The sequence below is a fragment of the Alsobacter ponti genome, from assembly GCF_024294805.1.
In the GTDB taxonomy this organism is placed as follows: domain Bacteria; phylum Pseudomonadota; class Alphaproteobacteria; order Rhizobiales; family Beijerinckiaceae; genus Alsobacter; species Alsobacter ponti.
This window is the reverse complement of the sequence record NZ_JANCLU010000009.1, coordinates 159,045-172,443: the sequence shown is the minus strand read 5'-3', so window position 1 is coordinate 172,443 and position 13,399 is coordinate 159,045. Positions and strand designations below refer to the sequence as shown.

The 13,399-nt window shown below is 67.7% G+C and carries 9 protein-coding genes, 1 tRNA gene and 1 pseudogene; 4 read left to right on the top strand and 7 right to left on the bottom strand.

The window, feature by feature from the left end; genetic code table 11:
* Positions 1-701 precede the first annotated feature (701 nt).
* A pseudogene (locus NK718_RS22175) lies at positions 702-1,760 on the top strand (recombinase family protein); the annotation flags it as partial.
* 519 nt (positions 1,761-2,279) lie between these two features.
* Here the strand turns inward: NK718_RS22175 and NK718_RS11500 are convergent.
* Positions 2,280-2,354, bottom strand: a tRNA-Glu gene (locus NK718_RS11500).
* Between the two features lie 179 nt (positions 2,355-2,533).
* Here NK718_RS11500 and NK718_RS11495 point away from each other — a divergent pair.
* Positions 2,534-3,382, top strand: a complete 849-nt coding sequence (locus tag NK718_RS11495; protein WP_254742052.1) for a DMT family transporter — start codon at positions 2,534-2,536, stop codon at positions 3,380-3,382.
* Between the two features lie 9 nt (positions 3,383-3,391).
* On the opposite strand, the gene recJ is transcribed toward NK718_RS11495, so the two are convergent.
* The 5 genes from recJ to NK718_RS11470 all read right to left on the bottom strand — a co-directional run bounded on the left by recJ (position 3,392) and on the right by NK718_RS11470 (position 9,394).
* Positions 3,392-5,176 (bottom strand): single-stranded-DNA-specific exonuclease RecJ, encoded by a 1,785-nt coding sequence (gene recJ / locus NK718_RS11490; RefSeq protein WP_254742049.1) that lies wholly within the window; start codon positions 5,174-5,176, stop codon positions 3,392-3,394.
* Positions 5,177-5,291: 115 nt separating this feature from the next.
* The gene (gene glpX, locus NK718_RS11485) at positions 5,292-6,299 is read right to left on the bottom strand and encodes a class II fructose-bisphosphatase (RefSeq protein ID WP_254742046.1); all 1,008 of its coding nucleotides are present in this window, start codon (positions 6,297-6,299) and stop codon (positions 5,292-5,294) included.
* Positions 6,300-6,333: 34 nt separating this feature from the next.
* The gene (locus NK718_RS11480) at positions 6,334-7,656 is read right to left on the bottom strand and encodes a homoserine dehydrogenase (RefSeq protein WP_254742043.1); all 1,323 of its coding nucleotides are present in this window, start codon (positions 7,654-7,656) and stop codon (positions 6,334-6,336) included.
* Positions 7,657-7,693: 37 nt separating this feature from the next.
* Positions 7,694-8,914 (bottom strand): LL-diaminopimelate aminotransferase, encoded by a 1,221-nt coding sequence (locus tag NK718_RS11475; protein WP_254742040.1) that lies wholly within the window; start codon positions 8,912-8,914, stop codon positions 7,694-7,696.
* A 135-nt stretch (positions 8,915-9,049) separates the two neighbouring features.
* Positions 9,050-9,394, bottom strand: coding sequence for a hypothetical protein (locus NK718_RS11470; RefSeq protein WP_254742037.1), 345 nt, complete (start codon positions 9,392-9,394; stop codon positions 9,050-9,052).
* A 151-nt stretch (positions 9,395-9,545) separates the two neighbouring features.
* Here NK718_RS11470 and NK718_RS11465 point away from each other — a divergent pair, with 151 nt between their 5' ends.
* Both NK718_RS11465 and NK718_RS11460 read left to right on the top strand, forming a co-directional pair.
* Positions 9,546-11,351 carry a PHA/PHB synthase family protein gene (locus NK718_RS11465; RefSeq protein ID WP_254742034.1) on the top strand — a complete coding sequence of 602 codons (1,806 nt, stop codon included), beginning with the start codon at positions 9,546-9,548 and terminating at the stop codon, positions 11,349-11,351.
* A gap of 138 nt (positions 11,352-11,489) precedes the next feature.
* Entirely contained in the window at positions 11,490-12,338 is an 849-nt protein-coding gene (locus tag NK718_RS11460) for a fumarylacetoacetate hydrolase family protein (protein WP_254742031.1), read from the top strand.
* Between the two features lie 80 nt (positions 12,339-12,418).
* Here NK718_RS11460 and NK718_RS11455 read toward each other — a convergent pair whose 3' ends face one another.
* Entirely contained in the window at positions 12,419-13,393 is a 975-nt protein-coding gene (locus tag NK718_RS11455; RefSeq protein ID WP_254742027.1) for an alginate lyase family protein, read from the bottom strand.
* Between the last annotated feature and the right edge of the window lie 6 nt (positions 13,394-13,399).

Genomic DNA, 13,399 nt, shown 5'->3' with positions numbered 1-13,399 from the left:
GATCTCCCATCCCTGGAGACCAGCAGACGCCACATCGTAGCTTCCGTCACTGTCCGGTTTTCGGGGAGTAGCTCACACGACGCGAGTTGGTCCTGAGTGAGCTTCAGGCGCTTCCTGTTCGCCCTCACGAGCTTCCCGAAGCGTTTGCGCAAATCCACCATGCAGACCCCCGCCAGCCGCGGCTGCGACTTTACTCATCCGAGTAGAAGCGCCGCAACTCTCCGCTGGCACCTCTATCCTGAAAGGTACAGGGACGCGCAGAACTCTCGAAACTCTGAGCATCAAGCCGTCGGCGCAGCAAAACCCGAGGGTGACATCAGACTGGTCAAAGGGGGTGAGCGCATCGGAGCCGCCTGACTATAGGTTTTTGAAAATACCAATAATCTGACGGGGATTTTGTCGAGCGGGGCCTTGGGTGGACTCAATCTGATTCCGCACCCTGCACCACCCCATTGTTGGCCGCTGTTCGAGCCAGCTAAAAACTGGGCGGTGAAACGCAGGTCGACCGTAGCTCGGCTGTCGAGCCCCACTCACGCTCCGTCCAATCTGGACGGGCCGGTCCGCGCGGCTGTATCTGAACAATCATTGCGCACTGACCTCCCTGCGTCGTTCCCTGTGAGCAGCGAAGAAATTGCTCTCATCCGAGCGTTTCTTGCGGCTAGAATCGATGAGATCCTGATTGACCATAAGGGAGCGGACACGTGAACCGGGCCGCGATTTACGTGCGGGTTTCCACTGTGCGACAGGCCGAGAGAGACCTGTCAATACCGGATCAGATTTCCCAGTGTCGCGATTATTGCGAGCGGCTCGGCTGGGAGGTCATCGAGATTTTCTCCGAGCCTGGCGCTTCGGCGTTGGACGACGACCGGGCGGTGTTCCAGGAGCTGATAGCTAAAGCGACCGCGCCGACAAGGCCTTTCAACTATGTCGTCGTGCATTCGCTGAGTCGGTTTAGTCGCGATGCTCTGCATTCAGAACTCTATGTCCGTCGTCTCCGCAAAGCCGGCGTCCAGCTTGTGTCCGTCACGCAGAGCATTGGCGACCATTCCGAAGGCGATTTGGTACGCAAGATCTTCAACGTCTTTGACGAGCATCAATCGCGAGAGACTGCGAAACATGTCTCGCGTTCGATGTGCGAAAACGCCCGCCAGGGATTCTGGAACGGCTCCAAGCCGCCCTTCGGCTATCGCACTGTGACGCGAGAAAGAAGGGGCAACAAGGACAAGAAGAAGCTGGAGCTATACGAGCCCGAGGCCAAGGTGGTTCGCCAGATCTTCGAGATGGCGTCAGGGCACAGCGGCCGGGTGATGGGGGTGCAGGCGATCGCCAGCTTCCTTAATGACCGGGGGACCACCCGACGCGGGCACCTTTTTAGCACGTCAAGCATCCACAAAATCCTGACGTGTTCCACCTACCATGGGCGGCACGTCTTCAATCGCTTCGACAGCCGCAATCGCACGCCGCATCCCCCCTCCAAATGGATCGCCGTCGACGTTCCGGCCATTGTCGACGAACCCACTTTCCTGGCCGTGCAGGAACTTCTCTCAAGCCGCCGCCCGCAGCTGGTACCTCCCCGGGTCGTCAATGGGCCGACGCTCCTAGCGGGGGTTGCCCGGTGCGGTCTGTGCGGTGCCGCATTGGTTCTTAATACCGGCAAAGGCGGCAGGTATCGGTACTACTCGTGTACCGGGCGCATGAAGCACGGCCCAGTTGCCTGCAAGGGTATCCGGATCCCCATGGCGAGGTTGGACGACATTGTGATGAGCCAACTCCTGTGCCGCGTGCTCGAGCCGACGCGCATACAGGAGCTTTTGGCGCGCTACGTCGAGACGTCCGTAAAAGCCGTTGCCACGTTGAAGGAGAGGCACGCTCGCGCGAAGGCACTCCACAGTGAGGCTTCGGCTGGAATCACGCGCCTGCTCGAGTTGATTGAACGAGGGCTGGTGAGCCCAGACGATCCCGAATTCCGTCAGCGGCTGAACGCACTGAAACTGCAGAAGGAAGAGGCGGGTGCGGAATCGTCGCTGCTCGGAAAGCGAATCGAGGCAGGCATGCCGGAAATCACGCCCGAAAAGGTGGCGGCATTCGCTAGCCTGATGAGGGACGCGCTTCTCGGCGGTCCGCCAGAATTACGCCAAGCCTATGTTCGCCTCTTGGTTCGTGAAGTGTCTCTCACCCACGACGAGATCCGAATTTCGGGGTCGCGGCAGATCTTGTCGAAATGTGCCGCCGGCGAGCTGGAACGCTCCACGCCAGCGGTTCTCTCTTTTGTACGGGAATGGCGCGCCCTACGGGAATCGAACCCGTCTTTTCAGCGTGAAAGGCTGACGTCCTGACCGATAGACGAAGGGCGCTGCGCGAGCGGCTTATACGGGGCTTCGTCGGGCGCGACAAGTCTCGCGGCGCGCTCCGAAACGGATTAAGAGGTGCGGCCCCCGCCCTCCTCCCCGGACACGTGATGGACTCAAGCGCCGACACTCCCAGCGCCGCAACGGCCGACGCACAGCCGCGAAACGCCCCGAGCGGCCACGCCATGCTCGGCATCGCGATGATGCTGCTGGGGATCTTCCTCTTCGTCGTCAACGACGTGATGGGGAAATGGCTGGTTGCGACCTATTCGGTCGGGCAGGTGCTGCTGCTGCGCAGCGTGGCGGCGCTCGTGCTGCTGGCCCCGATGATCTGGCGGACCGGCCTCAGGGAGATCGTTTCCGCTCCGCAGCCCGGCCTGCAGGTGCTGCGCGTGACGCTCTCCACGGCCGAGGTGGCCTGCTTCTACTGGGCCGTGGCCTACCTGCCGCTCGCCGACGTGGTGACATTCTACATGTCCGGGCCAATCTGGGTGACGGCCCTCGCGGGCCCGATGCTCGGCGAGCGGATCGGCTGGCGGCGCTGGAGCGCCGTGCTGGTTGGCTTCGCCGGCGTCGTCATCGCGCTGCAGCCCTCACCGTCGAGCTTCAGCCTGCCATCGCTGGTGGCAGTAGCCGGCAGCTTCTTTTTCGCGCTGCTGATGATCACCACGCGCAAGCTGCGCCGCACCAACGACGTGTCGCTCGTGACGTGGCAGACGGTGGCGGCACTGCTGTTCGGCGCGGCGACCGCGCCGGTCCATTGGGTGACGCCCACCTGGCGCGACCTCGGCCTGCTGGCCCTGCTCGGCGTCGTCGCGGCGGTCGCCCATATGTGCGTCAACCGTTCCCTCAAGCTGGCTCCGGCCGCCGTGGTGGTGCCCTACCAGTACACGCAGATCGCCTGGGCGGTGCTGCTCGGCTTCCTGATCTTCGGAGACATCCCCGGCGCGCCGGTGTTCGTCGGCTCGGCGGTGATCGTCGCGGCGGGGCTCTACATCTTCCTGCACGAGCAGCAGCTGGCGAAGAAAAGCTGAGGCCTGCGCTCAGGGCCGGGCGAGATCGGTCAGGCGCAGCTGCGGGCGCTCGCCGCCCTGCCAGCGATTGACATCGAGCACGCCGGCGGCGTGCACAGTCTCTCCGCGCGCCGCCATCAGCGCCTGGCCCAGGGGCGTTCCCACGGCGCGGAAGGCGATGGCGTCGAGCGCCGCTCCGTCGCCGGCGCGAAAGCGCGCCCGCACATGGCCGCGCCCCACCTCCGACGCATCGACGAGCCGGTGCGAGGGCAGCGCGAAGATGGGCTCCGGATGGCCGGACCCGAACGGACCGGCGAGCTCCAGACGGTCGATCAAGTCGGCCCGCACCCCGCCGGCGGTGATCGCGCCGTCGATGGCGAGCGCCCGGTCGGCGCGCGCCTGGCCCACGCCCTCCGCCAGCCGCCGCTCCAGGAACTCGCGCAGCGCGTCCACCTTGCCGCGCTCCAGCGTCACGCCCGCCGCCATGGCGTGGCCGCCGCCCTTCGTCACCAGCCCGGCTTCCACCGCGGCCCGCACGGCCGCGCCGAGATCGACGCCCGGAACCGAGCGCGCCGAGCCTGTTCCGATGTCGTTGGGCCCGAACGCGAGGGCGAACACCGGGCGCTGGAACCGTTCCTTCAGCCGCGACGCCACGAGGCCGACGACGCCGGGGTGCCACTGGTCGGAGCCGACCACGACGACGGACGCGCCCTCTTCGTCGAGGCCGAGCATGGCCAGCGCCTCGGCCTCCGCCTCGGCCACCATCGCCTGTTCGATGGCCTGCCGCTCGGCGTTGAGGCGCTCCAGCTCCTGGGCGATTCGGATGGCGTCGGCCTCGTCGCGGCTGATCAGGAGGCGCGCGCCGAGCGCGGCGTCGCCGATGCGCCCGCCGGCGTTGATTCGCGGGCCGAGCAAAAAGCCGAGGTGATAAGGCCGCGGGGGCCCGTCGAGGCGCGCCACGTCGGCAAGCGCCCGCAGGCCGAGCCGGCCCCGCGCCCGCATCACGGCGAGTCCCTGGCGCACGAAGGCTCGGTTGAGACCGACGAGCGGCACCACGTCGGCCACCGTGCCCAGGGCGACGAGGTCGAGCATGGAGAGCAGGTCGGGCTCCGCCCCCGGCTTCCAGAACCCGCGCCGCCGCAGCTCGCGGTTGAGCCCGACCAGCGTCACGAACACCACGCCGGCGGCGCACAGATAGCCGAGGCCGGAAAGGTCGTCCTGCCGGTTGGGGTTCACGATCGCCAGCGCATCCGGCAACGTCACCGGCGCCTGGTGGTGGTCGAGCACCACGGTGTCCAGTCCCAGCCGGCGCGCCTCCAGCACGGGCTCGTGGCTCGTCGTGCCGCAATCGACGGTCACGAGCAGCTGGCCGCCGCGCCGGTGCAGGTCGCGGATGGCCTCGACGTTGGGGCCATAGCCCTCCGTCAGGCGGTCGGGAATGTGGATCAGGAAGGGCGTGCCGCAGGCGAGCAGGAATTCCGCCACCAGCGCGCAAGACACCGCGCCGTCGACATCGTAGTCGCCGAAGATGGCGACGGTCTCCCGCCGCTCAACCGCGTCGGCGAGGCGAGCCACGGCGGCGTCCATGCCAGCGAGGGTCGAGGGGTCCGGCAGCAGGCTGCGCAGGCGGGGCTCGAGAAAGCCGGGCACGTCGCCGGCCGCCACGCCGCGCCCGGCCATCACGCGCGCCAGCACGTCCTCGACGCCGTGGACCTGCACCATGGCGAGCGCCTGGGCCTGCGCCGCGTCGTCGAGGCGGCTCAGCCAGGGCCGCCCGGTCAGGGAACGTTCGACGCCGAGGAAGGGTCGCGACATGGCCCTGCTTGTAGGGCCGAATCGGCCCGCAAGTCATGCGCGAGGGCGCGCGGACCGCGGAGCGCCCACAGGAAAGGGCGAAACGGCGCGGGCGCGCCGCCCCGCCCACGCCGTCTCAGTCGAGCCGGAACTTGGCGAACTCACGGTGCTCGCCGTGGATCTTGCGCACCGTGCCGGTGATCGACCGGTAGACGATGGTCTCCGTCTGGATCACTTCGCGGCCGAACGTGACGCCTTTCAGCAGCGCGCCGTCGGTGACGCCCGTGGCCGAGACGATGACGTCGCCGGCGGCGAGCTCGGTCATCTCGTACTTCTTCTTGGGATCCTTGACGCCCATGCCGCGGGCGCGGTCGATCTTCTCCTGCGTGTCGAGGATCAGCCGGCCCTGCATCTGGCCGCCGACGCAGCGCAGCGCCGCCGCGGCCAGCACGCCCTCGGGCGCGCCGCCGATGCCGAGATAGAGATCGATGCCGGTCTCCGCCTGCATGGCCGTGAAGATCACGCCCGCCACGTCGCCGTCGGTGATCAGGCGGATCGAGGCGCCCGTCTTGCGCACGGCGGCGATCAGGTCGGCGTGGCGCGGCCGGTCCATGATGAGCACCGAGATCTCGTGCGGCTGAACGCCCTTCGCCTTGGCGAGCGAGTGCACATTGTCGATCGGGGAGGCGTCGAGGTCGACCACGCCCTGCGGATAGCCGGGACCGATGGCGATCTTGTCCATGTACACGTCGGGCGCGTAGAGGAGCGATCCGGCCTGGGCCATGGCCATCACGGCGATAGCGCCGGGCATGTCCTTGGCGCACAGCGTGGTGCCTTCCAGCGGGTCGACGGCGATGTCGACGCGGGTGCCCTGCCCCGTGCCCACCTTCTCGCCGATGAACAGCATCGGCGCCTCGTCGCGCTCGCCCTCGCCGATCACAATGGTGCCGTCGATGGGCAGCTTGTTGAGCTCGCGCCGCATGGCGTCCACCGCCGCCTGGTCGGCGGCCTTCTCGTTGCCGTGCCCGCGCAGGCGCGCCGCCGACACCGCCGCCCGCTCCGTCACGCGGACGAGTTCCATCGAGAGAATCCTCTCGATGACGTCCTTGGAGCGGACATTGATATCGCTGTCGTGGCCTGACATCGGGGCCTCCTCCGGGAATTGCGGTGAAAGGGAACTACTCACGTTCAATGCGGATGACCTGTGGAGGTTCAGAAATGTGTCCGTCCGCCAGCACGGCGTCGAGCGCATCGCGGATCGCCGCCTCGGTCGTCGCATAGGTGATCAGCACGACGGGCACCGGCTGGCCGGACCGTCCCGTGCGGTCGCCGGTCGCGCCCGCCAGCACCCGCCGCTGCACGATGGATTCCAGCGAGATCTGCCGTTCCGCCATGCGGGTGGCGATGGCCGCCGCCGCGCCGGGCCTGTCCAGCACGGAGAGCCGGATATAGTAGCCGCCCTCGTGGCGCTGCATCGGCTGGCGCTCGGCCGACTCCAGCATGGCGGCCGGACGGCCGAACGGCAGCACCCGCGCGCCGCGCGCCACGTCGACCAGATCGGACAGCACCGAGGAAGCGGTGGCCGCCCCGCCCGCGCCGGGGCCGACCAGCGTCAGCTCGCCCACGGCGTCGCCGTGGACATTGACGGCGTTCGTCACGCCCATCACCTGCGCGATGGGCCAGGAGCGTGGAACCATGGTGGGGTGCACGCGCTGCTCGATGCCCGAGGGCGTGCGCTCGGCGACGCCGAGCAGCTTGATGCGGTAGCCCAGCTCCGCCGCCATGGCGAGGTCCAGCGGGGTGATGGCGCTGATGCCTTCCACGTGGATGGCATCGGCGTCGATCTGCGTGCCGAAGGCGAGGCTGGTGAGGATGGCGAGCTTGTGCGCCGTGTCGAAGCCGCCGACGTCGAAGGTCGGGTCGGCTTCGGCGTAGCCCAGGCGCTGCGCGTCGGCGAGCACGTCGGCGAAGGACAGGCCCTCCATCTCCATGCGCGACAGGATGTAGTTGCACGTGCCGTTGAGGATGCCGGAGACGCGCGACACCTCGTTGCCGGCGAGCGATTCCCGCAGCGTCTTGACGATCGGGATGCCGCCCGCCACCGACGCCTCGAAGGCAAGCGCGGCGCCGCGCGCCTCCGCCAGCGCGGCCAGCGCCGCGCCGTGGCGCGCCAGCATGGCCTTGTTGGCCGTGACGACCGGCTTGCCAGCCTCCAGCGCGGCTTCCACCGCCGCCTTAGCGCGGCCTTCCGTCCCGCCGATCAGTTCGATGACGCAGTCCACCCGCCCCGAGCGCGCCAGCGCCACCGGATCGTCGTGCCACTCGGCGGCGGAGATGTCGACGCCGCGGTCGCGCGCGCGGTCGCGGGCGCTCACCGCCGTCAGGCGGATCTCGCGGCCGGCGCGCATCGCGATGGCGGCGGCGTGACGCTGCAGGAGGCCGACGACGGCCGCGCCGACCGTTCCCAGCCCGGCGATGCCGACGCGAAGCGGCTCAGCCATGGAATTCGCCTTTCATGATGACACGCCGGAGGGAGCCTCAGCCCCGCGCCACCAGCGGGACGACGTTGTGCAGCGTGCGGTCCGCCGTCTCGAAGAACTTGCGGATGTTGCGGGCCGCCTGGCGGATGCGCTGCTCGTTCTCGACGATGGCGATGCGCACGTAATCGTCGCCGTGCTCGCCGAAGCCGATGCCGGGAGCCACCGCCACCGACGCCTTCTCGACCAGCAGCTTCGAGAATTCCAGGCTGCCGAGCTGGCGATAGGGCTCGGGAATCTTGACCCACGCGAACATCGAGGCCGTCGGGGCCGGGAAGTCCCAGCCCGCCTTGCCGAAGCTCTCCACCAGCGCGTCGCGGCGCTTGCGGTAGATGTCGCGCATCTCGCGGATGCAGTCCTCCGGCCCGTTGAGGGCGGCAGCCGCCGCCACCTGGATGGGCGTGTACGCGCCGTAGTCGAGATAGGACTTCACGCGGGTCAGGGCGGCCAGCAGCCGCTCGTTGCCCACGGCGAATCCCATGCGCCAGCCGGCCATGGAGAACGTCTTGGACATCGAGGTGAACTCCACCGCGACGTCCATCGCGCCGGGAACCTGCAGCATGGAGGGCGGCGGGTTGGCGTCGTCGAAATAGACCTCGGCGTAGGCGAGGTCGGAGAGCAGGATCAGCTCGTGCTTCTTCGCGAAGGCGACCAGCTCGCGATAGAAGTCGAGCGACGCGACATAGGCCGTCGGGTTGGCCGGGTAGCAGGTGACGAGCGCGATCGGCTTCGGAATCGAGTGGATGACGGCGCGCTCCAGGGCGCGGAACATCTCGTCGTTCGGCTCGGCCGGCACGGAGCGGATGACGCCGCCGGCCATCAGGAAGCCGAAGGCGTGGATCGGGTAGCTGGGGTTCGGCACCAGCACGACGTCGCCGGGGGCGGTGATGGCCTGCGCCATGTTGGCGAAGCCTTCCTTCGAGCCCAGCGTGGCGACGACCTGCGTGTCCGGATTGAGCTTCACGCCGAAGCGGCGCTCGTAGTAGTTCGCCTGGGCGCGGCGCAGCCCGGCGATGCCCTTGGATGCCGAATAACGGTCGGTGCGCGGCTTGCCGGCCGTCTCGACCAGCTTCTCGATGACGTGCTTGGGCGCGGGCAGGTCCGGATTGCCCATGCCGAGGTCGATGATGTCGGCCCCGGCGTTGCGGGCGGCGGCCTTGGCGCGGTTCACTTGTTCGAAGACGTAGGGCGGCAGCCGCTTGATGCGATGGAAATCCGTCATGAACCGTACCTCGAGCGTCAACCCGCAGCCTCAGCGCCGCTTGGTCGCGGCCTCTTTATCATCATCGGCCGAGGATGGGCAAAGCCGGAATGGCTTATCCCTTGGCGGGAGGAAAGGCGGGATCAGCCGCCCCCGTCACTTTGCCTTGGCGTTGTTGCTGGCGCGGGTGGCGCTGAGCTCCTGTTCCAGCTTTTTCACCTGGTCGGGTGTCCTGGCCTTCACCGCGCGCGGCGGCGGGGTGACGCCGACGGCCATGTACTCGAGGTTTTCGGGCCGCGTCTTCTTTACGAAACCGGCGGGTTCGGGCGGGGTCGTCGCGAATCCCAGCGTTTCCGCCAGCGACTTGGCGGGCGGCGTCTTCGCGCTCTCCTGCGCCGAGGGCGCGGTGCTCGCGCAGGCGGCCAGGGTGAGCGCGGCGGCGGCGACACCGACGCGGCGGAGGGCGGGTCGGATCGTGGGCGAAAGGGACGGCGAACGCAAAAGCGGAGCTCCAGAACCGAGGTCGGGACGGACGGGCCCTGGATCGGGCATATTTGCCCAATGGTGGATTCCGCCGACCCGAACTTCTCTATAATGCATTTATAGAAGAGAGCGGGCGAAGGTCGATAGGGCCCCGCCCGGGGGAGATGACATGGCGAGCGGCAAGCAACAGTCCCCGAACCCCGCGCCTCCGGCGCCGGACCTGGAACGGCTCGCGTCGAACACCGCGAAGCTGGTCGAGGAAATGGGGAAGGCCACGGCCGCGGCGCTGAAGCCGGTTGAGGAAGGCCGCCCGCCCGCCTCGTCGGAGGAGCTGAGCGATCTGGTCAAGACGCTGGGCCAGGTGGTCGAGCGCTGGGCCATGGACCCACACCGCGTCGTGCTCGCGCAGGCCAGCCTGACCAAGGGCTTCATGGAGCTGTGGACGAACTCCATGAAGCGCATGCAGGGCGAGGAGGCCCAGGCCGTGGCGGAGCCGGACGCCGGCGACCGCCGGTTCCGCGACCCCGAATGGTCCGAGAACCCGATCTTCGACTTCATCAAGCAGGCCTATCTCATCACCTCGCGATGGGCCGAAGACGTGGTGAAGAGCGCCGATGGAGTCGATGCTCATACGAAGCACAAGGCGGAGTTCTACGTCCGCCAGATCCTGAGCGCGCTGGCGCCCACGAACTTCGTGGCGACCAATCCCGAGTTGCTGCGCGAGACGGTGAGCCAGAACGGCGAGAACCTCGTGCGCGGGATGAAGATGCTGGCCGAGGACATCGAGGCCGGCAAAGGCAAGCTGAAGCTGCGCCAGACGACATCCGGCAACTTCGCCGTCGGCGTCAACATGGCGACGACGCCCGGCAAGGTCGTGTTCCGCAACGACCTGATCGAGCTGATCCAGTACGCGCCGACGACCGACACCGTGTTCAAGCGGCCGCTGCTGATCGTGCCGCCGTGGATCAACAAGTTCTACATTCTCGACCTCAACCCCGAGAAATCCTTCATCCGCTGGGCCGTGGCCCAGGGCCTCACGGTGTTCACCATCTCATGGGTGAACCCGGACGAGCGGCAGGCGAAGAAGAGCTTCGAGGACTATATGCGCGAGGGCATCTTCGCGGCCCTCGACGCGGTGGAGAAGGCGACGGGCGAGAAGCACGTCACGGCCATCGGCTATTGCGTCGGCGGCACGCTGCTCTCGGTGGCGCTGGCCTACATGGCGGCGACCGGCGACGACCGCATCGACAGCGCCACGCTGTTCACCACGCAGGTCGACTTCACCCACGCCGGCGACCTCGCCGTCTTCGTCGACGAGGGGCAGATCAAGTCCCTCGAGGACCGCATGTACGCCCAGGGCTATCTGGAAGGCTCCAGCATGGCGTCCGCGTTCAACATGCTGCGGCCGAACGACCTGATCTGGCCCTACATGATCAACGTCTATCTGAAGGGGCAGGAGCCGTTCCCCTTCGACCTGCTCTACTGGAACTCCGATTCCACGCGGATGCCGGCCGCCAACCACTCCTTCTACCTGCGCAACTGCTATCTCGAGAACAACCTCGCCAAGGGCAAGATCGACATCGGCGGCGTGCGGCTCGACCTCGGCAAGGTGACGATCCCGATCTACAACCTCGCGGCGCGGGAGGACCACATCGCCCCCGCCCGCTCGGTGTTCAAGGGCTCCAAGGAGTTCGGCGGCGACGTCACCTTCGTGGTCGCCGGCTCCGGCCACATCGCCGGCGTGGTCAATCCCGCCGACAAGCCGAAGTACCAGTACTGGACCAACGGCAAGGTGGAAGGCACGCTGGAGCACTGGCTCGCCCACGCCACCGAGAACCCGGGAACGTGGTGGCCGCACTGGCTCAGCTGGATCGAGGCGCAGGCGCCGGAGCGCGTCAAGGCGCGCAAGCCGGGCGGCCGCCGGTTGAAGCCCCTCTGCGACGCGCCCGGCGAATACGTCAAGGTTCGCGCCTGAACGCGTGGCGCGGATGACACACCGCGCCGGGTGCAACCCATGCTCGCGTCTGCGTGCTTGCGGAGCCCGTCTTGCGAGGCCAGAGTCGCCGCCCAAGTTCGCGCTCGAAGACTCCATAGAAAAGGCAGGAAACACCCGATGAAACTGGTCCGTTTCGGAAAGGCCGGCTCCGAGAAGCCCGGCATCGTCGACGCTGACGGCGTGATCCGCGACGTCTCGTCGCTGGTGACGGACTTCGCTGGCGACGCGCTGAACCCGCGCAATCTCGCCAAGCTGAAGAAGGTCGACCTGAAGAGCCTGCCGGCCGTCCGCAAGGGCACGCGGCTCGGCTCGCCGGTCGCCCGCCCGGGCAATTTCATCGCGGTCGGCCTCAACTTCGCGGACCATGCGGCCGAAACCGGCGCGACGCCCCCGAAGGAGCCCATCCTGTTCAACAAGGCTCCGAACTGCGTCCAGGGGCCGAACGACGACATCGTCATCCCGAAGGGCTCGAAGAAGACCGACTGGGAAGTCGAGCTCGCCATCGTCATCGGCAAGAAGGCGCTGTATGTCGAGGAGAAGGACGCGCTGAGCTATGTCGCGGGCTTCTGCATCTGCAACGACATCTCCGAGCGCGAATTCCAGGCGGAGCGCGGCGGCCAGTGGATGAAGGGCAAGGGTTCGCCCACCTTCGGACCGCTCGGCCCCTGGCTGGTCACGCCGGACGAGATCAAGGACGTCCAGAACCTCAAGATGTGGCTCGAGCTGAACGGCAAGAAGGTGCAGAACGGCTCGTCGAACACGATGATCTTCGGCTGCGCCCACCTCGTGTCCTACATCTCGCAGTTCCTGCAGCTCGATCCGGGCGACGTCATCACCACCGGCACGCCTCCGGGGGTCGGCCTGGGCATGAAGCCGCCGAAGTTCCTCAAGGCCGGCGACACGATGCGCGTCGGCATCGACGGCCTCGGCGAGCAGAACCAGAAGGTCGTGGCCTGGAAGGCGTAATAACTCAGCTGATTCATAGCTTGTCCTCACGTTCTGCGTGAGGGTGCGCCCCCGCCGCTTCGCCGCGCGGGGGCGTTTCGCTATTTGCCTTGGCGCTTTATCCAAACCTCGGCGGCGAGCCCGCAATCGCCGCCGTACCAGGGGTAGTTCAGAGTGCCCTCGAGCGGATCCGGCCAGCGCGCCGGAAACCGCGCGGCGTAGAACGCCCGCCAGGCGAACACGCCTCCGGTCGGCGCCTCGACCGTCGGCACCCCCGCCTTGCGGGCGAAGCCGGCGGGATCGTGGACGCCGCCACGAACGGCGGCGGCCAGACGGTGAATGGCCCCGCCGTGGCGGGCATACCAGTCTTCACCGCGCAGCGCGGCGAGTTCCGCCATCAGCACCAGCGGCGCGAGCGCGTAGGCGTTGTAGTGCAACGCCCTGACCTTTCTCGCCATTTCTCCCGGCAGCGTCCCGTCCGCCGCGATGGCGGACAGGCCGTCGTTGAACGCCTCGCTTGCATAGCCGAGGTGGCGCGCCGACCCGGTCGCCGTTCCGACGGCGGCGGCGGCGAAGCCCGCCCAGTAATAGTGATTGTTGCGGCTCTTGGGTCGCCCGTAATCGGCCTCAACGGCATCGGCCAGCCGGTCGAGCCATTGCTCGATCACGGCGCGGTCCGCCGCCTCGACATGCTCGCGCGCCTTGAGATAGGCCACGGCGATCCCCGCTGTTCGCCATTTTCGCTCGTAGCCCGCCTGCCGGCTCGACATCGTCCCCAGCATGGCCCCGCCGCGAGCCCATGCGGCGAGCCAATGGCCCGCGCAGACGGCGTTGCTCGCGTCGCCCGCGAGCCCCTTGTCGGCCATGGAGATGATGCGGCGCAGTCCCGCGTCGAGCTCCGCGAGCGACTGCTTGTTGCGCGCGATGATCGCTTCGTCGGCAATGGAACTCGCCGCGTCGATGTAGAAGGTCTCGGCCGCGATGTCGCGCACGGGCGGCGGCGGCTCGGCGCAGCCGGCCGCCAGCGACGCGGAGGCGCTGGCAAGCAGGAAGAGGCTTGCGAGAAGCTTCCGCACGTTCAC